Below are 24,579 nucleotides of genomic sequence, written 5' to 3' on the forward strand. Positions count from 1 at the left end.
ACTGTTAAAGATGTATAGAATATATGATATTTAAATATTGTTGTCTGTTCGCCTTAATAGCGATGCTCCTTATCCAAATTTAAATATTATTTGTTTTAAATTTTCAATTCATAAAATGAACAGTTGTTTAGTTTTAATGTGCATGATTTGGTGATGAAAATAAAAACATAGAATATAAAATAAACATTAAAAAAAATAAGTGGAATAGGTTTGTAATCCTATCCCTTAACCTTTACGGTTCTTTTGATTGATTTTTTACCATAAGCCACTTGGTATTTTACCTTTTTGCCTATTTTGAGTTTTTTAAGAACGCCTTTTTTGATTGTGAGTTTTGCAACGCCCTTCTTGTTGGTCTTTACCTTGTAGGTTTTCTTGTTGAACTTGAACTTGACAGTCTTGCCCTTCGCCTTCTTGCCGTTGACCTTCAATTTGGCCTTTATGATGAGTTTCTTGGCGGATTTCTTGACCTTGACCTTACCAAGTGTCAATTTGACCTTCTGTTTCAATACGGTTATGTCATAGTAATAGTAAAGGTCCTCGTATCCATCATCACCATAGTATCCAATTTCAATCTCATGCTCGCCCTTTTTAAGCTTCTTGAGACTGTATTTGGCAATGCCATTCTTGATTAAAACCTTATGGTTCTTTCCGTCGATGCTGATTATGACATGACCCTTGCAGTCCTTAGGCACTTTGACCTTAATGTATTTGTTCTCACCCTGGCGGAACTTGTATGCAACGGTGATTTTAGGATTGGAATACACTCTCATTGAATAGTCGGAGACATTGTAGTCGCTTCCTGTATAGTTCACGTCAATATTGTAGATTCCAGGCTTGAGTGAATCGATTCTGACTTCAGCGTATCCGTTGCACATCCTTACAGTCTTGAAGTGTTTGCCGTTGATGCTGACGACGAGATCGCCTTTTGCATCTTTCGGCAATTTCAGGTATAGCTTGGAGTTGTCCTTATAAGTCACATCACCTGGACAGATTACCTCATAGTCCACTGTCAGGTTGTATTCTCTTGAAAGCGGGTAGAACTTGTCGTTACCGGCAAATGTGACGTTTAGAACATGATTGCCTTGTGACAGTTTGGAAACGTCAATTTCAATCAGGTTATTTACAACATCCACTGAACGCTTGAATTGATATTTCACGCCGTCGACTGTAACTGTTAGAAGCTTGTTGTCAAGAGTGTCCGGAAGTATTATCTCAAGGATATTCTTATCCCCGTATGTGAAATACTGCGGATATACGTCAAAGTCATAGGTGAAATTGATTTTTTGTGTTTTTGTCCTTGTGAAATCCTTGCTTGAAAACACAACCTTCACTTCTGTGTTTGTGTACTTGATGAAGTTTTCAAGTGACAATACATAGTATCCGCCTTGGGTTTTTGATGACCTTACCAGTTTGCCGTCAATGTAAACCTTGACGGTTCCGGAAAGCTTTTCTGAAGTGGAAACGCTTATGCAGTCATCATGGCCTATGTTTATTGTACTTGGAATCTCGATTACGGCATCCTCCACCGTGAAATTGAATGTCTTGTTGTATGGAAGATAATATCTATCCCCAAAATAGATTACCTTGAATGTATGATTTCCCAATGGCAATTTAGAAAACGGATTGTCATCCCAATGGAACACCGGAATCGCTGTTGTCCTGTTAATCAGCCTGTCGTCAATGTAAAACTCCACTGTACCGTTGGCAGATCTTGGAAATGCAATCAAACCTGAGTTAGAATCCCCATGAAGAATCTCCGCCGGAAAATGCATGTAATTGGCTTGAGGTGAGAATTTCATGACCTTCAATGGAGTAGTAAGGTTCAGATTGACGTTGTTGTAAAAGGCACTAACCTTATATGTCATGTAGTCAATCGGAGGCCATACTGAAGCAATCACGTAAAACCTCTTTTCCGGAAGCTTTATCGGAACCTTGAATGACTTTTCGGTGATTGTCTGGTTGTAGATTACCTCATCATCAATCATTACGCTGAAATTCCCCTGTGAGTCGTCAGGCAATTCAACCTCAATGTCTGTCAGGTTCTCCTTCCACATCACATCATCATAAGTGACGTTAATGTCATCAACAACAGGTTTTTCATCGGCCAAATCGTCAATTGTAACATTATCAGCGGCATTTACCGCACCGATTGTTAAAAAAACCAACATTGTCAAAAGTAGAACATTTTTAACATTCATGTTTAATAGTATGTGTTTGAGTTTATAAATAAATAACTAAACAGAAAATGACACTATCGTAAAATAATATAATTATTGAATTTAGTTCAAAACAAAAATTAAAACAGTAAAAATCAAATAAGGAGAAACACTCTCATTAAACTTATTTTTTTAATCGTCAAGGCCATACTCTTCGATGATTTTCTCAAAGATATTCTCATCAAACTCCAAACCCATCATTTCATGAAATGCCCTTAACTTATCGATTCCCGTCAAGGTGTATGGGTCGGCTATACGCTCCTCGATTTCCCTGATTTCTTCAGGGGTTGTTGGTTTTTTAATACAAGAATACTCCGCTGATTTGATGTTCATGAACGATACTCCTTTTTAGTTAATTGTATATTATGTATATTTTTATCATTTATATAATTTGATAACATTATTCCATACATTATATCACATATATCATTAGTTTTGGGCCCTGAATATTTTTTTCTAGAATATTCTTGACAAGAATCTAAAATCATCAAAGAAGAATATTTTAAATCAACATGCAATAAAGGACAAATGCCTTTTGCTTTTAAAACCCATAATTCATTTGGTCCGACAACCAATTCGTAGTCTTCAAAATCTCTGAGCAAAATTCCAAAATTTTTTCCTGATGGTGGAGAGTATACAATTGAGGGATGATTGTGAATTGATGCAACATAATTATCCTCAAATTCATCATCTTCAAAGGATAGTTTAACATTATCAATTTCACCGAAGGCAAATTTAAGGATTTCACCTGTGACATAATCAATACATCACGCATTCAAATTCAAGATTTTTGGTTTTTCTTATGAACTCGTCAACAGTCCTAAAAGCTTCATCACTGAATTCATCCGGCAAGTCTTCACGCCTGATTGACGGAGTATCTTCAGCTTTAAGTTTTTCATAATCCCCAAAGGGATCCTCACTTCCCAATAACGTTAAAATCATACAAATTAATAAAAAAATTTTTTTAAGGTACATGGTTTAAAATTGGTTTAGAAAGCATATAAATCTTGATAAGAGAAATAAAAGGAAAATCATTTAATAAATGGTTTTTTAAAGGCAATTTAACATTTTCAATACAATTTGATGTTAAATAATAAATTTTCATAACCCTGAATATTTGTGTAGACACCGGGAAAGTTCAAAGAGACCCCTTTGATGTTCTGGTGATGGCATTCAAAAAGCACTGATTGAGGCTATATCTCATTCTGATTGTAGCTGTACTCAGGCAGTCTTCCGACATGGCGAGTTTCAAAGAACATGTCCTTTTTAGCCATGATTATGATGACTGTAAGCACTGTTATCACTATTGTCTCCAGGCATTTTGTCTCTGGGGTCAACGCAATTTTTTCCTGCATGAAATTGACAAAAAAATGGAATATCATGCAGGCCAGTATCGAACGGTCGCTTTCAAGATAGACCCATGTGATGACAAATCCCATGGGGATTCCGCTGACAAAAAAGTTGACCACGAAAAGAGGATCCGCCATAAGCCCCGCCTGATATGTTCCCGGAATGAAGATTAGGGGCAAGTGCCATAAAGACCACAGCACTCCAAAAATCATGGATTCCCAAAACCAGTTCATATAGTTTCCAATGGAATCCTCGCAGTATCCTTTCCATCCCACTTCCTCAATTATTGAAGCGACAGTGATGGTGAGGAATGCTCCTGCTATCCCAACGCCTGTGAAGGAAAAGTTTTCAGTTAATGAGAACTGGTTGATTGACTGTCCGAAGGGCAGGGACAGGAGAATGGAACAGGCTATCACTATCGCAAATGCGATTATGGCCCAAACCACATTCATCCATTTCACCTTGTAGAATCCGAAGATCCTATTCTTGAAGTCCCTCTTGAGGGCATCTGACCCGGACATCATGATGAAAACCGTGGACACGATGGCCGGAGCCATGAGGCCTATCAGCATCAGCAGGGGACTGATGCTTTCAGGCGTGAATATTGCTGGAATCCAAAATATCCATGTGAAAAGATATGCCATGGAAAAGAAGAGAACCGGCCTATATCTGTATTTTTCCGTAGCGTTCACTCGGCCGCCTCCATGTCGCTCTTGTCAATCAGGTCGTAAATGAAACCCATCGTTCCGCTTTCTGCCCCGAGAAGCTTTTCGGTCATGTCTATAAATACGGAGATGTCCCTTTCAGTGAATGCCCCTTCATTGAAGGTGCCGTCGCTGATGACAAGCAGCATCTTGACGCGTTCGGCTATGTTGTCGCATTCAAAGATGCCTTCCCTTACTCCCTCATTTATGACTTCTGAGAGAAGCGGAGTGACAACATGGATCAATTTTTTCCTGACCTTATGGTGCATCAGCACGTTTTCAGGCTGGAAAAGAGCGTTCTTTATTGGCTGTTCCGCTTCGGTAGGCTTTACTGACGCGATTATGCCGACGATCTTTTGCGGCACAGGAATATCCGTCTCGATAATCTCCCTTGCCGCTTCAATCTCGCTGTCGATCATCATGTCTATGACCTCTTCGAGCATCTGCTCCTTGCTTTCGAAATAGTAGTAGTATGTGCCTTTGGCTATCTGCGCCTTTTCTATGATTTCGTCAACTGTGGTATTCTCATATCCCTGTGTGAGAAACATGTCATAGGCTATTTTCAGCAACTCTTTTTTCCTTTTTTCTCCTTTTTTCATGTTTACCTCCAAAAATACTCGTTATTTGATGTTCATATTGTAATTGACTTAATATTCTTGTCAATCATTTTTCGACTATTAGTCGGTTTTTAATTATAATATGAAAATTACAGTATATAAACATTTCGCCATGACATAGCCGTGCTTAAATCCCTCAGGCAGCCTAAAAAGCATTGATGAAAACATGTTAATTAATGAGATGAATAGTAAAATAAGCCATGAAAAATGCTTCATGCAAAAGGAGTTGCTCATGATAAGTCTATTTGTTTCAAAAAAAGCAAAGATATAGAAATTAAATGTTACGAGAGATTTCGTCGAAAAAAAAATTGGGAGAATGAAAAACAGGAGTTAGCTTCCCATTCCGCATTCAGTCATGTTATTTATATCAAATGGAAACACATGGTCCCAAAAAGATGCAATTGGTCTATTTTGCTCTTTTTCAAGATTAGTATACTTTTCAGGGATATAAACTTTTTGAACATCTGGTCTTATCTGAGATGCAGAAACATCATCAACCACATCAGGTCTTAACTGAAGTGGGGAATTCTCATCATCTTGGAATGCTATAATTGGTTTATCTTTGTAATCAGCAGCCTTTCCAGAATGTTTAAGTGAAGCGGACATTTGAACATCAGGCCTATCAACAACATCAGGTCTTAACTGAGATGTGGAAAAGTCATCGTCTTTTACGATAGAAACACTATCGACAACATCTAATGCAGGTGCGTCACCTGCCTCATTCAAGTCAGCTGCGGATGCGCAACCGACACCGATTACAAATACAAAAATTGTTGCACAAATTAAAATTATTCTATTCATTATAAATCCTCGATTATTTTAGAAAACTTGTTTCTACTACATTGTATATTAAAGACCATATATAAAGATTTTCGAATGCAAGTACTTACTTGCATCGTTAAATCAAAAAATAAGGACAAATAATAATTTTTATTAGAAAATGAAATATTTAAAATCGTTAATGAAGAAACAGAGAATTATTAACTAAATGTTTAGCGGATATTTTGAGGCAAAATATACGTAACTTATTTTATACATAGTTTTTAACGACATCAAAGCAATATTTATTCCACCGTAAATTAATTTATTTTGAAATAAATATTGATTTATACTTGTTTTATTATATTGCAATAACAATATTGCTTTAAACCGATATCAAAAGATTTATATTCTTTAAAACCTAAATTAAAGAATAATTAACAAAATTCAATGAGGTGAAAATTAATGAAATTTCACGAGGATACAATCTTCAAGATTGAAGGCCAGAAATATGGGCAGGAACTGATAGAAATCATCAACATCAAGGGAAAAATCCTGAAAGTGCACCAGACAGAATATGGAATAGTTGATCCCAAAATGTACAAGCCAGACCTTGTTTTTGAGCTGGAAGACAGAATTATAATCCTTGAATTTCAAAGCAGCTATGTGGATGTTAACGATAAGCGAAGATTCCGCTTTTACAGCGCAATAATCGACCAAGTCAAGGTAAAATCCAAAAAGCCGATTGAAGTTCATGTGCTGAGCACCGTTGAAAGCGAAAAGACCAAATGCTACAAAATCAATCCAGATTCCCGCTTTCCGATATATATCCATTCCTTAAAAAGCATTGACGGAGACAAGTTTATTAATAAGATGAATACAAAAATAACACATGAAGAGTACTTCACTGAAAAGGAATTGCTTATGATAACCTTGTTTTGCTTCATGAAAAGTAAAAAGGACATGGAAAAAGCAATCCTTGACTCAGCAGTACTGATAACCAACATTCCAGGATTAGATAAAGAGATGGCACAATTTGCCAAAGGAATAGTGCTAATGCTATGCGACAAGTTTGTTAAAGATGAAACATTGAATGAAAAAATAACAAATCTAGTAGGTGGAAACATGAAAAACGTGGAAAAATATGCGGAAAGATATGCAAAAAAATATGCAAAAGAATATGCACAAGACAAAGTAAATGAAACCTATGAAGAATTCATAATCAACCTTAAAAACAACGGATTCTCAATAGAGGAAATTATAAAACTAACCAAAATAAACAAAGACTTCATTGAAAAAACACTAGCCAAATAATTACACAATCCTTGACCCCCTTAGAACTCATAACCAACATTCCAGGATTAGATAAAGAGATGGCACAATTCGTCAAAGGAATAGTGCTGATGCTATGTGATAAGTTTGTTAAAGACAAAAAGTTGAACAAAAGAATAACCAACACAGTAGGTGGAAACATGGAAAACATAGAAAGATATGCACAAGACAAAGTAGATGAAAAAACTGAAAAATTCATAATCAACCTTAAAAACAACGGATGCACAATAGAAGAAATAATAAAACTAACCGAAACAAGCAAAGAATTCGTTGAAAAAACACTATCCAAATAAAAATAACCAACAGGCGAAAATATGGAAAACGTAGAAAGATATGCACAAGACAAAGTAGATGAAAACAATGAAAAAATTATAATCAACCTTAAAAACCATGGATGCACAATAGAAGAAATAATCGAAATAGTAAACGTGAGCAAAGAATTCGTCGAAAAAACACTATCTAAATAATCCCATAACCAGCTTTAAGACAATGGGAAAATTCACCAAATATGATCTTGTAGAAAAACACCCCCAGTAATGAATATCATTGGTGTTTTAACTCTACAATTTAAATCTTATACTATTTTTTTAAAATAAGATTAATAATTTCTTTTTTTACCGTTTAAATGCAAGTAAGCGCTTACATTCGAAAAACTTTATATAATGCATCGCATAAATGAATTAATAGGTCTGAAAAGTCCAATTCAAACGGAAACTTCCAGACATCAAACGCTGTGATACATCACAGGACATTTCAAAATATAAACCATTTTCCTATAGATACACACTTTAGATAGCTGCCTGTTTTGAATAAGAAACGGGCAGCAAATATTTCTGTTTTTTCAAAAAATTATTTTTAATCTGATGCCAAATGAGAGTTCTACGAGGACTGCACCTTATAGGACATAATATACGTAACATATTATTGACACCTGAATTTGGTGGACTATGTAGATTAGAGGTGTTAAAAATAGGTAAAATGAGATTCTGTTTAAAATAATAAAAAATAGGATTCATTAAATAGAAGTTTTGAAGTTAGGTCATGATTTAATGAATCGGAGTTTTAATTAAAATTATTTTTCAAGTTCGGCCTTGAGATGAGCAATCAAGTCATTGAGCTTGTCGACTTGAATTTGGAATTCCTCCTCTCTTGGAGAACCTTTGACTTTTTCCAGTTTGCTTTCCAAGGATGTTTTAAGATCAACTGCCTTTTGAATTCTTTCTTCAATATTGGTTTTATCTGCCATGAAAAATCCCTCTAATATATTATTCATCTAAATTTTCTTTAAAATTAGAAAGCATTATTTCAGATAATTTTTCTTCAAGCCCATTATTATCTTTTTGATACCATTCATATAATTTATCAAAACCTGCATAAGAATATTCAATCCAAATTTTTCGCATAGCAAGATAGTCTTTTAAAATAAATGGATTATTCACTTCATCAACGGCAACTGCTTTTAATATTGTCAATTCATCTTTTCGAGTGTTGTTCTTTGTCATTTTAAAAAACTGATCTACACCACCATCAACTTCTTTTCTCGCTTTGACAATAAATTTACCTATTAATACAGTTAATGTGAAAAATTCAATATTACCCATGGACAATACATTACTTAAATGTTGATAAGAATACTCTGAATGATGTCCTTTTTTACTATAACACTTCCTAGGAATACTAACATGCTCAATGTTAGTTTTTTCATAAATATCTTCTATATTACTATCCATAGTTCTCACCCTCAATCCTCAAATTCCTTGATAACTGTTTGACCTTCACCCTCTGCACCAACATAATCTAATTTATATTGATATCCAACAAATTTTCGAATATTAGTTTTAAATTCACCAGTATATTCTGAGTTCATTACTAATAATATCATTTGTTTACCTTCCATATACCTAGGCAAAGCTTTTGCTACTTCACTTCTCATTTCTAAATCTAAAGAAGCAATAGGAGTATCAATTATTTGAGGTAAAACAAAACCAGATAATGAATTTAAAGCTGCCATGAATGTTAATGCCAACACATTCCTACTTCCAGTGGATGGATCTGTTGCGGATACAATATTTCCTCGTGCTTTTTCAACTAAAACTTTGAAATCCTGATCAACAATGATTTTTTTATAATCAGGTTTCCAATGAATAGTTTTGTACTCTTCTGTAACAACTTTTGAAAGAGTTTGATATATATTTACTGCAAGTTCATCATAAATTTTCTTTGAAATTAACTTTACCTCTTCACAGAAGTCTAATTTGTCAGCAATATCATCTTTAACATCTTCATCTTTAATAGCTTCTGAAATTAAAGTATCCAATTCCTCAATCATTAAAGGATAAGTTTCTATATTTTCTTTTAAAATAGTATTATCCTCAGTTAAAGTTTTAATTAAACTTTGATTTTCATCAATTTGTTTATTCAGTTCATCAATAGCATCAATATCTAAATTATCAAGCCTTGTTTTTAAACCAGATATTTTAATATTTTTACTTTCAATATCATGATTAATTTCAAGAATTCTTTGTTTTTTAGAAGCTAAATCTGATTTAAAAGTTTTTGGATACCTCACACGGATATTACTAGAAACATCAAGTAATTTAGATATAACTTCTTCAATTTTTGGTCCAGATTCTTTTGAAGTTTCTTCTAAAAATTCGATTAAATGTTCAATATGCTTATACTGATCAGTGTGTTCTTCTAATAAAGAACCACAAACACATTCCTTATTTTTTAATAATTTTTTTAAATCGGAAACAACAAACGAAATTTCACCTTCTGTTTCGGATTCTTCTTCAAAATCTTCCCATTTTTCAAGATTCTCCAATAAATCATAAGCCATAATATGAGAAAAATTATCCGTTACAAGTGATGATAACTCTCTTTCAACACCTTCCAAATCATATTTTAAAGATCTTTTTTCATCAGTTAAACTTTGAATATCTCTTCTAATTTCATTAGCATCAGCACCAGAAGCCCCAATTTTAGCGTATAATGTTTTAATTTCAACTTCTAAAGTTTTAATACGCTCCTTATTTTGTCTTAATAATATTTTGTCATTTTGTTGGTCTTCAAGTATTTTAGACTTTTCTTCTTTTAATTCACTTAATCTTGGATTAATCTTTTTAAATTTAGTATTAAAGTAATTTTCCCATTTTTTAGCTTGAATATTTATATTTTCTAATAAATCTAACTGATATAATGTATAAACTCCATTTTTAACAAAATCTTGATCTTTATTAAAGAATTGAGTCAATTTTTCCCCAGTAAACATGAAATATTCTTGTAAAGATTCTGGCAAATTATTCATCAAGTAATTTTCTGGATCATCAATTTTTTTCTCCTGCAAGCCATCATCTCGAAAAATACTCAATTTTGAATTACCATCACTTCTATTTGAATTTTTTGATGTTTTGATAAAAGTTTGTTGACGAGTAATTCTCACATCTCTTCCGGATGCATCCTCCATTATCATTTCAACTTTAACATTCACCTTATCCTTAACATCAACTTTATCCAATGCTAATTGATTACATCTGCCTTCAATACCTTCATCTCTGAATGGCTCCTTATCATATAAACACCATGTAAATGCATTTATAAAACTGGTTTTACCTGCATCATTCCTACCTTGGATTATAGTGACATTTTGTTTGCCTCGAGCAAATTCAATGCTAACTGGACCCTTATATGGCCTATAATTTTCAATAGTCATTGATTTGATAATCATTTACTCACCTTTATAATATTTATTAATAAGAGGCTCATAATTCTCACTACGTTTATCTGAGAGAGTGTAATTCTCATCCCTGTGAGTATATTCTTCATATAAAGCATCTTTCAAAAAATCCTTAATATTTTGGTCGACATCTAAACTGTCTATTTTATCTAGAATATCCTTATTAATCTCATCCAAATTCTTTTTCAAAAAAATCCCTCACAATAGTTAGCAATTATTTATTTTTCACCTTTATAACCTGATAAACACTATTTTTAATAATATTATGCATTGTTTGTTCCTCTAAACTTAATGAATCATAATTTAATGAGAAATCATCTACAATAATATTTTTCATGATTGCTTTTAAATTTCTTCCCATTGCAATGTGCATTGACTTAATCTTTCTAAATTCATCACCCATAATATCTATATTATCTCGTAAAAAATCATCATCCATAACTTTTGAAAGGTAAACTAAATCATTTTGATAATCTCTTGGAGAGATATTCTTACCTTTAATCCAATTTCTAATTGTTTGGATTCCCATTTTGCCCCCTTCTTTTTTATATAACTCATGGAACTCATCAAAAGACAAATTATTGTCTTCAACGAAAATGGAAAGTTTATCCTTCCAATAGTCCGCAAGATGTTTATCTATATTTTCCTCTAATTTGAAAACTTCAATAAATAAATCAAAGAAAGAAACCCTTTCATTATCTAAAATAATTACATAATCTCCCTTAGATAAATTTTCAGCTTTTATCTCAAATGCATCTTCTAATGCACCATAATCTTTAAAATGAAGATATTTATTTCTAGCTGGAACTACCTTCTTAATATGTTCATTGGTATTTTGAGTTAGTAATTCTAGCTCAACAGTTTTTAAATTATCATATTGAGGAGAAGAACTGGAAATATTACTTGAAATATTTGGAGTGGACTGATAATTTGAAATCCTTTTTTCAATATTTTTAATTATTTTCAGATAATCATCATAACTTTCCGTTTCATCATCTTCTTCATAACCATCGTCACCAACAGTTACTGTTGATACAGGTTTTTCAATAGGATCTTCAGGAATATCTTCTTTTTCAAGCCGTTTTAAATAATTTTTTACAAAAGCATTGTCTTTACTAATTCCAAGATAATCATATAACTCTAAGAAATAATCCATAACTTTAGTTTCATCCTTTATGGAAGGGTTTTCAATTGATTCTACCTGATATTCAATATTTTTTCGGTTATATCCATCATAGTTTAAAATAAAAATTTTTGAATAATCCTTGTATAATTCAGATAAGAATCTTGGTGGTACAAAACCTGGCAATAATAAATTAAAATTAGAGGAATCAGAATATTCCCTAATTAAATTACCCATAAATTTTACTTCCACATCTGGAAAATCTTTTAAATAATGATTTAAAATACTTGGTTCAGTATTATAAAAAGTTCCAATAATTACATTATTATTATTGCCAAAATATTTCTCTTTATTTTTAATTATTTCAATTATTCTAAAATCTTTACCAATTTTATTATATGAATTCGGTTCCATAACCCTTTTCCTTTTCGAAAGTTCATTATAAAATTGACTTAAAAATGAGAGATACCTTTTTAAATAAATTCTATTATGAGAAGATTCATATTGTAAGCTTGAATCGAATAAATCAATAAATTGAGGGACTGTTACGTATGAAAATGAATTTTGATATCTAACTTGAAATTTTAAGAAAGAAGGATTAATTGTTAAGTTTGGCAAATCCAAAAAGAGTTTTTGGGCATTGTAATACAATGAATTTACTCCAATTTCATCCTCATTGATAAACTCTGTAAGCTTTCTGGCACTGTATGAGAAATAATCTAAGTTTCCTTTATCCAATTTAAAATCATCTAAAATAATTTTAGAATCATAATTGTAGTCATTTTGATCATCAAGGTTATATCTATTAACAATATGGAGATTATCAATGTTTTCATAATAATCTAATGAAGATTCGATTAGAATATCATTGTTTTTAATAACCCCTCCATTAAATGAAATTACTTTAGCTTTAGTTAATTCTTTAATATAGTCTAAATACTGTAAGTCATGACTTGAAAAATGAAATATAATCTTAATATCGGAAGAAACGTTTTCATTTAACCATTTTACGAAAAATTCTGCATTATGTTTAGAACTAAAATATTTATCCGCATTTTCAAAAATTATACAACCAATATCCAAATCAATATTATTATTAATATTCTCATCATTTAATTCATTATTATCAATAGATATGCGATTAATGGTATTAGTGAGACTTGTTAAACTAGAACTTCCCATTAAAACAATTTTAGGTTTGTTTTTATCTCCTAAAATAGTATTTAAATTTTGATTTAAATGTTGTTTATAAGCTGCATTAGCATGAGGGAGGAAAAACTTGTAGGCCACTTCACCTTTATTTTTAAGATAACCCATAGAACAATTTTCATAAAGATTGGCACTGTTATTCCATTGGTTTACCATACTCAATAAATAAAAATTATCATTGTGGATTCTAATTAAATCATTTTTATTAGCCATATTTCCTGCTGTAAATACCAGAACACTTTTAGATTTCATTTCAGCAAAGATATATGAAATTAATGGAATAGGCTTTAAAATTTTTTTAGGAAAGTTAATAATTAAATTTTCATCCGAATCAAATATTTTAACTATTGAATTTAACAGTAAGTTAGTGACAGGACTCAAAACATCCTCTGTTGAATCACGGCGATTTACTAAATAAGATTGCCTATGATCATCTTTATTATTTGATCTTGCAACAATCGAATAATCAAATATGTCTCTCCATTGTTCCATGAACAAAACCTCAAAAATTATTTCCAGTAACCTTTTTTAAATCTATTTTCACCTAAAAATACATCTCTATCCAAGAAGTTATTGAAATGAGAACATACATATTCTGGAAGATATACGCAAGAAAAGCATGCCCCATGTTCATCAATACATGTTGGATCAAATACACAATCATTTACTTCCAATTTTACATTGTTAAACCACTCAAATAAAGAATTTTCAAAAACAAAAGAAAATCCTCCAATATTAATATTAGATGTTGAATAGATTAAGAATGAACCCGCTTTTGGAAATAGCAATTCACCACAGGAATCGGAATTCAAACCGGTGTATAATGAAGACCTGTTTATCAAAATGTGTGCAAATGTATGTATTAATGTTTTTAAGTTTTCAAATTCCTCACTTGACTCATCTAGTTCAAATAAAAATTGTTGAGCAGATATGTTTGGAGATCGAGTTTTATCAGAATTAGCAAAAATCCAATCAACTAATCTCTCTTTATCTAAATCAAACATGATTCCTTCAGTCTCAAATGGGAAAGATAACGCTTCAAATTTATCTTTATCTTTATAACTTTTCCAATGCGGCTCAAAATGAGGTGCAAGAGAATCTTCTGAATTATTAATTCCTTTAATCACACCAATTGAAGAAGAAATCATATGAATATCTGGAATATAAGTTACTTCTTCAATTCCAATGTCTTTCTTAAAATCAAAGAATTTCTTTAATTGTTCCCCATCATCTTTAATAATGTCATAATAATTAATATTTTTAGTATCTTCCTCTTCAGAAAATCTTTCTTTTAAAATGAAATAGTCATTTAGTTCAGAATATGAAAAATCGTATTCTTCTTTAAGTTCCTCAATATCATTTTTAACTTTTTCACCTGTTTCAAATATTTTTTCTGTGCAAAAACCTCGCCTAATGGCCTTTTTCCTATCTTTTTCAGTTGGATACTCCTCTAATTTTGACAAATAAGTAATAATATCATCAATAATCTCTTCATCAGTTAAATCTTCCTCTTCATCAAAATATTTATCCCAATAATGAAGGTAGGCTCCAAGCAATATAATATCAATATCTTTAGACTCTTGATAATCAGGAATGTCTATGCTTGTTTTGACTATTGATCTAAAAATTCCCCCTTGGTTCACGTTGATAGGCCTTAATTTAGTAATATCTTTATCAGACAAGGAATGTTTACGGTGATTACAAAAATTCATCATATCCATTTCTGCGCCACATGCAGTACATCTTATTTTCCAAGTACCTGGGGCATTAATATCTTTTCTCATTAGTTTTAAATGCTCATGACCGTGTTCACTACAGTTGTGAAAAATTGATGTAATTTCGCCACAGGTTTCACAATAACCAACAAAAGGCACCTGAGTATAAGATCCGTCACATCCTGGAACTCTACATTTATTTACATCAAATTTAGACCATTCCTCATCATTCTCAAATATTCTAAAATCATTACATTTCTCACAGCGAAATGTTTTCGGGAAAATTTCAAATAATCCTGAACTGGAATAATCATTTTCATCAACCAAATAAAATCTTTCTATAAAGAAATTATTAATATCACTGTCGCTCAATCTAGTTAAATTCAAATCATGAACATTTATCCTGTCATTATATAATGATTTAATTTCTTTGAATAGAATATCTTTCAACCTTTTTTCATTATAAATAGGCAAATCTGAATCAGCTTTATCCTTATTTAACCAAACAATTTTATTTGATAATTTTTCATTAATAAACATGGAATTATTAACAGCCCTAAACAATGCGCTGTAGGCTGCAAATGGAACTTTGAAATCCTCCATATTAATCACCCTCCAAACTCTTTCTAAATTCTAAATCCTTATTAACCGGCGAAAATACAAGGGAATCCTGAATACCCCTCATACCAAACTGTGTTTTATAATATTTATTATCTTTTTGATCTTTTAAAGCTGATGGGAAATAATACATTTCACTACCAGTGTAATTAGCAAGGTATTCTATTCTATCTATTGTTTCTTGTTCGATAGTTTCATCAAAGAAATCTGCACCTAACATGTCTGAATTAGAAATATATGCTTCCTTAATGAAATTAATTAATAATCTTTTATTCATATCTTCAACAAATACCCTATTAAATTCTTCAACAGTATATAGAGGTTTTTCTAATAAATTAGACATGTAATTTAATACAGCCGCACAGAAAACTGATGTAAATGTTTGTTTAAACCCTAATTTAGTCCAACGAGAGAGAGGAACATTTTCAACTTTATCATCCAAAATTTCATGATATTCAGTGAAATTTTGATAGAAACTCACATCCCTAATTTTCATATAATCATACAATACAAAAACAATACCGAAATGTTTTCTACCGACTCTGCTTAATGCTTGGATATACTCTGAAGTATTTCTTGGCATTCCTTCAAACGCCATTACATTCCATGTATCAACATCAACACCATGAGAAACAATACTTGTTGCACTGACCAAGGATAATTTATCCTTGTTTTCTTCTTTATCTTGGAAAGAAACAACATTATTAATTGTCTCTTTAATAGTATCTAAATTATCGTCCCCAGTTAGATTGTTTGATACTAAATCATAAGTAGATTTATAAGAATTAACCAAGTCTAAGATGTTATATGACATTTTGTGAACATCTTGCTTTCTATTATGATATGTTAATAAATTTTTATAATACGGTATAACTGTCAATAATTCTTTTAAATCAAAATCATTATCCTCTGCAAAAGTGGATACATCACTTTCTACTTTTTTAATAAATTCTGAAATATATCTTAAAATAACCAGTAACAACATGTTCGAATAGGCATTTTGTTTTAAACCTACAATTTGTCGTTGATTGATAATTTTTCCATTTTCTTCAGATTTTTCAAAAAAGAAATTTTTTCCTTTAGAATCTTCAAGAACTGGAGGAAATATTCTTGTTTCTTTATGATATAAATGTTTTATTTGAGTTTTAGCTCCTGTAACAGTTGCGGTCATTACAATATTTTTAAACTTAACCCCATCAGAAAACTCACTTTTCATTGATTCAATCAATGATTCAAAATGGGAGTCGATAGTTCCAAAACCTTCTCTTATCAAGTGCATTTCATCTTGAATAATTAATGTAGGTCCGATGTTAAAATCAACTGGGAATTCAGTGCCCCGTTCATTACATGGTTGTCTAGGGCCAAATTTTACACCACATTTATCGTTATGAGGAATGAAACCATGCCCTTTTTTACATAAATCTAATTTACCGCCCAACAAATTCTTAAAACGACGGTTAGAATCAACAGCCGCCAATTTATCAACAGTTGAAACAATGAAAGTTGGAAGAGTCCTATATATTTCATCATCGGAATAATATAATCTAAAAATACTATCACAATCATGACACTTATGAACAACTAAATATTGGTCTTCATCAATGTCTAAAAATACATCACCACCACATAATGGGCATTTTTCAATGATTTTACCTTTAATAAATTCATTTTTTTCTCGTTTAGACAATATTTGATTAATGATTCTGAAATTATGACTAGGGAATTCATTTCCTTGTGAACCTACATAATATGCAATTGAAAATGGTTCACCACCAACATCATTATTCTTCCTAACTTCTTCAGCATGAATAAAAACATTAGCTATCCGTTGTAATTGTTGTATAGACAACATTCTTAATGGGAATTTAGTTAAAGCAGAAACTCCAAACTCTTTTCCATTTAAACGGTCCCAAAATGCAGTGAATATTACAATACCAAAGTATGCTTCAGATTTACCCCCTCCAGTCATAACATGGAGTAATTCACAGACATCTCTTTGATAATCTGTTTCTACAATGTCTTTAATTTGCAGCACAATAAAAACAATTTGGAATAATCTCCAAGTAGGATATTTAGAATTATTCTCAAAAGTTTCATTCATTAAATAAAATGCTTTAGCTGCTTTAGGAGTAGTTCTTAATAAATTAATATTTTCATTGAATCGCTCTTTCATTTTTTCGAATTCATCTAACTCTTCACGATATATTGGGTCGTCAGATAAATTAGAATTAACCGCATTCTCATAAAATTCATTCATTTTTATGTAAATTTTATCTAATTCCAAAAATCCTCTTTCTGAAGAAAGCATTTTAAATGAAATATCTGCATAATCCACATCTGATTTTGGAGAAACCTTCACTTGATCAAAAGTAACGTAATTACTTGTTAGAATCGAATTTTTCTCATCGTCATATTTACCATGACAATTTAAACATCTTAAATCTCCATAATATTGTTTTAATTGATCATCATAAGTGTATTCATAATGAAATGGAGTTAACTTATTATCATTTAAATTAATTTTCATTATTGAGTTGAACACAGTCCTATCATAAAGATTATAAGAACTATCGTCTTTGGATAAATCAATAGTATTATTTACTAAAAATAGTTCCAATAAAAAATATTCTTTATCGTCTTGGAAAAAAGTCCTAAGTTTAGGCTTAATATACATATTCCAAGAATATTTGAAATCAAAAGTATCATCACGTAATTTATCTAAAAAAGTATTGAAATCATTTTCAGACTGTAACTCACTAGATGGAATTTTTCTTTCTGTTTTAAGAACATCATTATCTTTTTTAATATCTTTAATTAAATCAGACAAATCTAACTCTATCTTCTCTGAATTTAATGGATTAATAGTCAAATTATTAATAGAAAAATCTTTTCTTTTCCATACCCTCTCAATAGGATAATTTTTTTTATTCCCCTGATCTTTAATACCTTCAATTTGCTGTTCAAATGATGGCAGTACTCTATAAAAAACAGAAAATGAAACATCAACATTAATTGGAGTAACATTATCCTCCAATAAACATTTTACAGAAATTGAATTCAATTCTTTTGAATTTTCAATAGAAATTTCTGATTCTGGAGATTTAGGCAATAACGCTCCAATTAAAATGTTTTTAGAAGGTAAAGAATGATGTTGTGTTATTTTAAAATCATCATGTGCCCCCAATAGTTTTTGAACTACATCATTTGAAAGAATTTTCCCAAATTTTTCATAAATTAATTCAGACATGGCAACTCCCTTTTAAGTTCAATAATATCAATATTGTATATTATTTATGTTTAAATTAATATATAATATTAAATAAAAAAAAGTAATTTACATTAAAAATTCAGGAAATAAAAAAAATAATATTAATGATTTAATTTTCATCCGCAACAATTTTTTCAAGATAATGACCCAATTTTCCAACAACACCAACAACCAAAGCATTACCCATCATGAAAAATCTTCTACGTTCAGTCATAGCCTTTGATTCAATATTTGTCCAATTATCTGGAAACATTTGAATTCTTTCAGCTTCAACAGGAGTTAATGTTCTTAAATTACCTGAAACTTTATCTTTAACAACGTGAGAACTTCTATTTGTAGTACTTTCACTTGTAAGCATGGTTCTTGCAGGAACATCTAACCTGTCTGGAAATGCTAATTGTCCCTCTGAAAAATAATATTTTTCGCCATTTGGCTTTGTTCTCTCAATTTTTTTAGATCCTTTTAGAAATTCCCATTTTTCAAGTTTCTCATCTAAAAGGTAATATTTTTCATCAACTTCATTTGTTTCAAGAACATCACCTAAAGTAGTGATATTTTTACATTGGACTGCTTCTACTTTAAATGTATCAATTGCCCCATCAATCATACATCCTGCATTAAAGAAATGGAAATCAAATTCATCACTAATATAAACAATATCCTCATAATTTTTTGAAGAAATATCAGAGTGTCCCTCATCTAAATGTGTTTGTTTAATTGGAAAATTAACTGCAAATATCCCTTTACTATGGATAATTTGTTCAGATGACATTTGAACGATATTTTTATAGTAATTGGTAGATTTATGATAAGCAAATATGAAAACTCTTCTTCTCTTTTGAGGAAATCCATATTCTGCCGCATTAATTACTCTCCATTCAACCGCATAACCATTGTCCATAAAGGTTCGTAACATTATACCAAAGTCACGACCTCTTTGTGTTGAAGGTGATCTAAGCAATCTATCAACATTTTCAAGTAAAACAAAAGGGGGTTGTTTTGCTTCTAAAACTTCAGCAATTTCCCACCACAAAACACCTTTTTTACCTTCAATTCCTTTTTCATTTGAAAGTGATCGAGCAACTGAATAATCCTGACATGGGAAACCACCCACTAAAACTGTATGATTTGGAATTGTGGTTTTATCTATTTTACCAATATCCTGACAAACATGATTGTCTGATTTCCCAAATCTTTCGCAGTAACAATCAAAAGCGGCTTGTGTTTTAGTAGAAGGCTCCCATTGATTTGCCCATATAAACTTCCAATTTTCTTTTTCAGTGACGTTATTTCCATCAAATTCAACATCATTGAATCCACAACGGAACCCACCAACACCCGCAAATAATTCAACAACAGTTTTGTCCATAACAATTTCTCCAGTATATTATATATTGTTCCATTAATATATTAATAATTAATTAGAGAGCAAATGAACAGTAATAATTGGGAATTTAAAATGAAATTTAAAACTGAAAAAGAATTATTAGAGTACACATCGAAGATAAAAGGAAAAACATTTAAAGAAATTGATTCTGAAGAATTGCTTAAACATACTAGTTTAAATCGGCAAAAAGGAGTGTTGGGTCATGTAGTTGAAACTGGATTTTACAAATATTCATTAAACAATGATAGTAAAGCTGATTTTGAAGAATTAGGTATCGAATTAAAAGTTACAGGATATATTAAAAATAAAAACGGCAGCGTAAGAGCTAAAGAAAGATTAGTTTTAAGTAAAATCAATTTTAATGAAATAATTAACGAAACATTTAAAACAAGTCACGTACTTGGAAAATGTGAAAAAATGCTAATAATATGGTATGAGTATGATAAAGAAAAAAATGCTCAAGATTTCCTAATAACAGATTACCAGTTATATGATATGTCCCAAGATATAAAGATTTTTGAGAATGATTTTAAAATTATTAAAGGAAAAGTACTAGAGGGAAAAGCTCATGAACTTTCTGAAGGAGATACCTCCTATCTAGGAGCATGTACTAAAGCAAGAACTTCATCAGATCGGACAACACAACCTTTTTCAGATATTCCTCCCAAACCTAGAGCTTATTCACTAAAAAATGCTTATATGACTGGTATTTTAAGAGATAAATCTAAAAATCCTACTTTAATTTCATTTTCAAATTTTACTACTGTTGAAAGTTATGTGAAAGATAAATTAACTCCTTATTTTGGTAAAAGGCAAATTGAAATCTATGAAACAATAACACAAAAAAGATTCAGTGGAAAGATTCCAAAAAATTTTAGCAAAATGATATCTGATTTACTCATAGGAAAAGATAAAGAATTGCCTGAAAAAGATGATTTATTCAAGAAAACAAGATACTTAATTAAAAACACTTCATTGAATAAAAATGGAACGCCAAAAGAGAGATTATCATTTAGAAACTTAAGACTTGATGAATTCGAGGAACCCTGGGAAACTTCAGAATGGAAACAATTTTTTGAAGAAACAACATTTATTTTAATAGGATATATTGCAGAAAATAAAGAAAAAAATGGTTATAGAAAATTAAATGCAGTTAAAACCATTACATTTTCAGCTGAAGAAATAGATTTGTTTGAAAAAACATATACTCAAACTAAATTGGCTATAGAAAAAAGAGATGTTACATTATTGCCATTATCTACAAATGGTTATAAAAATTATGAATTAGAATTAGCTCCAAAAGGGAAGAAAGGAGACAAATATGAAAATTTCTTTGAAAATAATACTACAAAAACTTGTTTTATGATAAGTAAGGAATTGATTAATAAAAAGTTAAAAGAATAATCCGATTATTTTTCTTCCTCAAACAGATGAGCTATAGCTGGATTCCAAGCATCATCAATAATCCCAGTTGCCATAGCCTCATCCGCTTCCATATTCCTAATCAACATAGAATCTTCTTTTGATATTTTTTTAAGCTCAGCCTGTCTAGAATGATATTTCATATTATGGCGAATGCATATATTGTGTCTCCTAACATTTCTTCTAAATTGACGAACTTGCTCATCAGACCAACCATCATGAATATGATATTCATTATCCTTTTGTTTTCGTTTGTTAGGATTATAACCATCACTTAACTTATCCAATGGTCTAAACCTACAGTCAGACACTTGAACACCCCATCTAAAGCAACATGCTCTCTTTTTTTCAAGTACCTCATAAGACAAATCATGATTAAATAACATGAACACTGCAATCTCCTTACGTTTATACCCCGCTTTTTCTAAAATAGAAATTTCTTCTTTACGTCGTTTCCAACCCTCATAAGGTCCATCCCAAGCGATTTTAGGATCTTTAAAATTAGCTTCTTTTAATAATCTTGCCAAATCAATGTTTAGTATTCTACCATCAAAACCACTTTGAGATTCACATTTAGTAATTTTCTTTTCTTTTCGTAATCTTATTAATTCATTAAGCAATTCAATAATATGAGGGTTTTCAAGGAGGTTATTATCGTAAAAAACCAAATTTTTCTTTCCAATCAATTCTTTTTCAATAGAACAAACCTCAGAACCACGATTTTCAATTTTATTTACACCACAAAACTTACAATTACGTTTACAACCCCTAGAACTGTGAATGATTTGATAATCAATATCTTTTCCACCATTTTCAAGTATGGAATAATCGGGTTTTTGATGTTCTGCTTCTTCAATAAGTCCTTTATGAAAATAATTAGCTTTAATAGATTTTCTACAATCTTTATAACATAAAGACACCAATATTCCACCAACCATGATTTTAACCTTTGGTAAAACAAGTCTAATATAATCAACAGCGGATTTTACTTCATTAAACCAATATGTGAAAACAGAAGTGACCATTACAAGATCAGGATTGTATTCTTTTATTTCTTCATTAAAAATATCATTGTTATCCTTATTTAATCTAATAAGTTTTGTTTCAATTCCTCTACCTTTAAGATAAGAACTAATTTTCAACAAACCAACTGGTAGCAAATCCTTATGATTCCTACTTTTATTAGCAATAGGGAATGCGGGATCAATTAATAATACCCTTTGAACATTATTCTTTCTCAAAATGGTTTGAAACTTCATAGTATCACATAGATCAAATACTCTAAAATTGAAAATTATAAAAAAATTTAAAATTTAATTAAATATAGTTATTAAAATACTATTTTATAAAATATTTGTTTCGCAGGAAGTCAATATTCTTATTTCAAAACAATATTGTCTTAAATAGCTATTATTAAACTAAATTACTTTAACAGATTCATATTTATTAACCAGAGTAATTTCATGATTACTATATTGCAATTCCCAGTACAAGCCATTTAAATAGAATAAATCATATTTTTTAAACTCTTTCATATCCCAATTTAAATGATTCAGTATATCTCTAATAATTTTAACATATTCCAAGGATTTTAAAGGATGGATTTTCAATACATTTCCCCCATGAAATTTAACTACTTCGTATTTATCACCGATTTTATCAATTTCAACAGGTTTAGAATCTTCAAGAATCTTGCCATCATATACCAATGGAGTTCCTTCAGCTTCAGCATATGTATCAAATGTATTGAAAATTATTGTATCATTACTTACGACTCTAATCTTGTAATATAAATAATCATGATAGTAAATGGATGATGATTCATTAATTTTATGAATATCCCAGTAGTTCCTCTCAAATATCTCAAAAAATAGTTTAAATTCTTTAAAAAGATTATTGTTAAACCTTTTCTCCCATGGAATCTTAACACCATTAAATTCACAGTCAATTTTATTTTTGAATATGTCAAAATCAAAAACCGCAACAAAGTTACTTGTGTTTTTAGATGATTTAACAATGTTAAAAGTATAATGTCGAAATTTTACTTGTTTATATTTGATTACTGGATCCCATATCCTACTAATATCCACAGGAGTTTGTTTTTCATCACTACTTCTACGTGATTTAAGCTTACTTTTTGAACTGGATATCGGCTTGACTTTTCGTTTCTTTTGGTTTTCTTTCTGCTTTTGTTTCTTTTTTTCTTTACGTTTATAATATTCCTCTATCTTTGAGTCCAAGTCATCATTATCATTTTCTTCAACAACTACCGGATTAATAATATCAAATGTATCATCATAGGATTCACACTTGCCTAGATATTTCAAATAATCATCATTGACTTCAAATACCCAGTAGTAATTCTCAAAAAATACTATTTCCTTACCGTCAGATATTCTCCAGTTAGAGTCAATCAGCAACTTTCGAGCGGCTTTAGCTTCATTCAATGAATCAAACTTAGCAAAAACATGACTATCTCTTCTATTTGATTTTTTAATTATGAACTGATCATTTTGATTGAAAATATGTTTTAAATCTGTTTCAACAGGTTTTTCAGTTTCCTTCCATCGATCTTTATATCCTTTCTTTTTATTGATGGGACTTTTAAATATATCATTATGATAATCATTACATCGAGAATTGATTTCAGAATATTCTACGGCACTTTCAAAATTATCGAAATCAGTGTCAAATATTAATTTGTTATTCATTACTTTAAAAACATAAAATTTATCCTCAAATTCAAATAACAAATCATCACTAACAGCCAATATATTCCATTCATGCTTAATCAAAAGCCCTGCAGCGGCACATGCAACCTCTTGAGAAGAAAATCTTCCAAAAGTCACCATAATCCCATTTTCATCGTTTTTAACTGAAAAAGAACCATGATTATAGAAAATGTATTCTTTAAACTCGATAGGAATTCTAGATTTTTGATAATCTTTTGACATTGCAACCAACCTTAATACTATATTGTGTTTAAAAGGATATAAATTATTATAGAACAATCAAGGGTGTCCCTAAAATTAGCTAACTGATTGATTTTTTTAAATATTGCCCATCAAGTTTAAAAACCCACACTAATGTCAATTCCATTTTCACATCATTTAATATACTATC

Annotated in this window: 20 protein-coding genes; 4 read left to right on the forward strand and 16 right to left on the reverse strand. The window is 30.6% G+C overall.

Translation table 11 applies throughout. From position 1 onward, the window contains the following. Positions 1 to 218 precede the first annotated feature (218 nt). The 6 genes from E7Z78_RS02130 to E7Z78_RS02155 all read right to left on the reverse strand — a co-directional run bounded on the left by E7Z78_RS02130 (position 219) and on the right by E7Z78_RS02155 (position 5,688). Complete coding sequence (locus tag E7Z78_RS02130; protein ID WP_303723526.1) at positions 219 to 2,198, reverse strand: Ig-like domain-containing protein; 1,980 nt, start codon at positions 2,196 to 2,198, stop codon at positions 219 to 221. A 150-nt stretch (positions 2,199 to 2,348) separates the two neighbouring features. Further along, entirely contained in the window at positions 2,349 to 2,549 is a 201-nt protein-coding gene (locus tag E7Z78_RS02135) for a hypothetical protein (RefSeq protein ID WP_303723527.1), read from the reverse strand. 426 nt (positions 2,550 to 2,975) lie between these two features. Next, positions 2,976 to 3,158, reverse strand: coding sequence for a hypothetical protein (locus E7Z78_RS02140; RefSeq protein ID WP_303723528.1), 183 nt, complete (start codon positions 3,156 to 3,158; stop codon positions 2,976 to 2,978). A 251-nt stretch (positions 3,159 to 3,409) separates the two neighbouring features. Next, positions 3,410 to 4,123: a CPBP family intramembrane glutamic endopeptidase gene (locus E7Z78_RS02145; RefSeq protein WP_303723529.1), complete on the reverse strand. Its 714-nt coding sequence runs from the start codon at positions 4,121 to 4,123 to the stop codon at positions 3,410 to 3,412. Positions 4,124 to 4,254: 131 nt separating this feature from the next. After that, on the reverse strand, positions 4,255 to 4,869 hold the full coding sequence (locus E7Z78_RS02150; protein ID WP_303723530.1) for a TetR/AcrR family transcriptional regulator: 615 nt from the start codon (positions 4,867 to 4,869) through the stop codon (positions 4,255 to 4,257). Between the two features lie 348 nt (positions 4,870 to 5,217). Continuing rightward, entirely contained in the window at positions 5,218 to 5,688 is a 471-nt protein-coding gene (locus E7Z78_RS02155; protein WP_303723531.1) for a hypothetical protein, read from the reverse strand. Positions 5,689 to 6,111: 423 nt separating this feature from the next. On the opposite strand from E7Z78_RS02155, the gene E7Z78_RS02160 reads away from it, so the two are divergent. The 3 genes from E7Z78_RS02160 to E7Z78_RS02170 are packed head-to-tail and all read left to right on the forward strand — an operon-like array spanning position 6,112 to position 7,445. Continuing rightward, positions 6,112 to 6,960 (forward strand): hypothetical protein, encoded by an 849-nt coding sequence (locus tag E7Z78_RS02160; protein ID WP_303723532.1) that lies wholly within the window; start codon positions 6,112 to 6,114, stop codon positions 6,958 to 6,960. An 11-nt stretch (positions 6,961 to 6,971) separates the two neighbouring features. Then, on the forward strand, positions 6,972 to 7,271 hold the full coding sequence (locus tag E7Z78_RS02165) for a hypothetical protein (protein WP_303723533.1): 300 nt from the start codon (positions 6,972 to 6,974) through the stop codon (positions 7,269 to 7,271). Between the two features lie 21 nt (positions 7,272 to 7,292). Continuing rightward, a complete protein-coding gene (locus E7Z78_RS02170) occupies positions 7,293 to 7,445 on the forward strand; it encodes a hypothetical protein (RefSeq protein ID WP_303723534.1) in 153 nt (50 codons plus the stop codon). 605 nt (positions 7,446 to 8,050) lie between these two features. Here the strand turns inward: E7Z78_RS02170 and E7Z78_RS02175 are convergent. The 8 genes from E7Z78_RS02175 to dcm all read right to left on the reverse strand — a co-directional run bounded on the left by E7Z78_RS02175 (position 8,051) and on the right by dcm (position 20,016). Continuing rightward, entirely contained in the window at positions 8,051 to 8,224 is a 174-nt protein-coding gene (locus tag E7Z78_RS02175) for a hypothetical protein (RefSeq protein WP_303723535.1), read from the reverse strand. 19 nt (positions 8,225 to 8,243) lie between these two features. Further along, positions 8,244 to 8,708 carry a hypothetical protein gene (locus E7Z78_RS02180; RefSeq protein ID WP_303723536.1) on the reverse strand — a complete coding sequence of 155 codons (465 nt, stop codon included), beginning with the start codon at positions 8,706 to 8,708 and terminating at the stop codon, positions 8,244 to 8,246. A gap of 11 nt (positions 8,709 to 8,719) precedes the next feature. After that, positions 8,720 to 10,705 (reverse strand): AAA family ATPase, encoded by a 1,986-nt coding sequence (locus E7Z78_RS02185; protein WP_303723537.1) that lies wholly within the window; start codon positions 10,703 to 10,705, stop codon positions 8,720 to 8,722. Then, positions 10,706 to 10,903 carry a hypothetical protein gene (locus tag E7Z78_RS02190; RefSeq protein ID WP_303723538.1) on the reverse strand — a complete coding sequence of 66 codons (198 nt, stop codon included), beginning with the start codon at positions 10,901 to 10,903 and terminating at the stop codon, positions 10,706 to 10,708. A gap of 25 nt (positions 10,904 to 10,928) precedes the next feature. Beyond that, on the reverse strand, positions 10,929 to 13,538 hold the full coding sequence (locus E7Z78_RS02195; RefSeq protein WP_303723539.1) for a hypothetical protein: 2,610 nt from the start codon (positions 13,536 to 13,538) through the stop codon (positions 10,929 to 10,931). A gap of 17 nt (positions 13,539 to 13,555) precedes the next feature. After that, positions 13,556 to 15,364, reverse strand: a complete 1,809-nt coding sequence (locus tag E7Z78_RS02200) for a hypothetical protein (protein ID WP_303723540.1) — start codon at positions 15,362 to 15,364, stop codon at positions 13,556 to 13,558. Between the two features lies 1 nt (position 15,365). Beyond that, positions 15,366 to 18,626 (reverse strand): helicase-related protein, encoded by a 3,261-nt coding sequence (locus E7Z78_RS02205; RefSeq protein WP_303723541.1) that lies wholly within the window; start codon positions 18,624 to 18,626, stop codon positions 15,366 to 15,368. 130 nt (positions 18,627 to 18,756) lie between these two features. Continuing rightward, entirely contained in the window at positions 18,757 to 20,016 is a 1,260-nt protein-coding gene (dcm, locus tag E7Z78_RS02210; RefSeq protein WP_303723542.1) for a DNA (cytosine-5-)-methyltransferase, read from the reverse strand. A gap of 63 nt (positions 20,017 to 20,079) precedes the next feature. Between dcm and E7Z78_RS02215 the strand changes: the two genes are divergently transcribed. Continuing rightward, positions 20,080 to 21,438 carry a Sau3AI family type II restriction endonuclease gene (locus E7Z78_RS02215; RefSeq protein ID WP_303723543.1) on the forward strand — a complete coding sequence of 453 codons (1,359 nt, stop codon included), beginning with the start codon at positions 20,080 to 20,082 and terminating at the stop codon, positions 21,436 to 21,438. Between the two features lie 5 nt (positions 21,439 to 21,443). Here E7Z78_RS02215 and E7Z78_RS02220 read toward each other — a convergent pair whose 3' ends face one another. Both E7Z78_RS02220 and E7Z78_RS02225 read right to left on the reverse strand, forming a co-directional pair. Then, positions 21,444 to 22,715, reverse strand: a complete 1,272-nt coding sequence (locus E7Z78_RS02220) for a cobalamin-dependent protein (RefSeq protein WP_303723544.1) — start codon at positions 22,713 to 22,715, stop codon at positions 21,444 to 21,446. Between the two features lie 159 nt (positions 22,716 to 22,874). Next, the gene (locus E7Z78_RS02225; protein WP_303723545.1) at positions 22,875 to 24,410 is read right to left on the reverse strand and encodes a hypothetical protein; all 1,536 of its coding nucleotides are present in this window, start codon (positions 24,408 to 24,410) and stop codon (positions 22,875 to 22,877) included. Between the last annotated feature and the right edge of the window lie 169 nt (positions 24,411 to 24,579).

It is taken from the genome of Methanobrevibacter thaueri, from assembly GCF_015062915.1.
Classification (GTDB): Archaea; Methanobacteriota; Methanobacteria; order Methanobacteriales; family Methanobacteriaceae; genus Methanocatella; species Methanocatella thaueri_B.

Bases quoted from the DNA above. Each gene is read 5' to 3' on its own strand.
- E7Z78_RS02130 (WP_303723526.1), bottom strand. From the start codon at position 2,198: ATGAATGTTAAAAATGTTCTACTTTTGACAATGTTGGTTTTTTTAACA.
- E7Z78_RS02135 (WP_303723527.1), bottom strand. From the start codon at position 2,549: ATGAACATCAAATCAGCGGAGTATTCTTGTATTAAAAAACCAACAACC.
- E7Z78_RS02140 (WP_303723528.1), bottom strand. From the start codon at position 3,158: ATGATTTTAACGTTATTGGGAAGTGAGGATCCCTTTGGGGATTATGAA.
- E7Z78_RS02145 (WP_303723529.1), bottom strand. From the start codon at position 4,123: ATGGCTCCGGCCATCGTGTCCACGGTTTTCATCATGATGTCCGGGTCA.
- E7Z78_RS02150 (WP_303723530.1), bottom strand. From the start codon at position 4,869: ATGAAAAAAGGAGAAAAAAGGAAAAAAGAGTTGCTGAAAATAGCCTAT.
- E7Z78_RS02155 (WP_303723531.1), bottom strand. From the start codon at position 5,688: ATGAATAGAATAATTTTAATTTGTGCAACAATTTTTGTATTTGTAATC.
- E7Z78_RS02160 (WP_303723532.1), top strand. From the start codon at position 6,112: ATGAAATTTCACGAGGATACAATCTTCAAGATTGAAGGCCAGAAATAT.
- E7Z78_RS02170 (WP_303723534.1), top strand. From the start codon at position 7,293: ATGGAAAACGTAGAAAGATATGCACAAGACAAAGTAGATGAAAACAAT.
- E7Z78_RS02175 (WP_303723535.1), bottom strand. From the start codon at position 8,224: ATGGCAGATAAAACCAATATTGAAGAAAGAATTCAAAAGGCAGTTGAT.
- E7Z78_RS02180 (WP_303723536.1), bottom strand. From the start codon at position 8,708: ATGGATAGTAATATAGAAGATATTTATGAAAAAACTAACATTGAGCAT.
- E7Z78_RS02185 (WP_303723537.1), bottom strand. From the start codon at position 10,705: ATGATTATCAAATCAATGACTATTGAAAATTATAGGCCATATAAGGGT.
- E7Z78_RS02195 (WP_303723539.1), bottom strand. From the start codon at position 13,538: ATGGAACAATGGAGAGACATATTTGATTATTCGATTGTTGCAAGATCA.
- E7Z78_RS02200 (WP_303723540.1), bottom strand. From the start codon at position 15,364: ATGGAGGATTTCAAAGTTCCATTTGCAGCCTACAGCGCATTGTTTAGG.
- E7Z78_RS02205 (WP_303723541.1), bottom strand. From the start codon at position 18,626: ATGTCTGAATTAATTTATGAAAAATTTGGGAAAATTCTTTCAAATGAT.
- dcm (WP_303723542.1), bottom strand. From the start codon at position 20,016: ATGGACAAAACTGTTGTTGAATTATTTGCGGGTGTTGGTGGGTTCCGT.
- E7Z78_RS02215 (WP_303723543.1), top strand. From the start codon at position 20,080: ATGAACAGTAATAATTGGGAATTTAAAATGAAATTTAAAACTGAAAAA.
- E7Z78_RS02220 (WP_303723544.1), bottom strand. From the start codon at position 22,715: ATGAAGTTTCAAACCATTTTGAGAAAGAATAATGTTCAAAGGGTATTA.
- E7Z78_RS02225 (WP_303723545.1), bottom strand. From the start codon at position 24,410: ATGTCAAAAGATTATCAAAAATCTAGAATTCCTATCGAGTTTAAAGAA.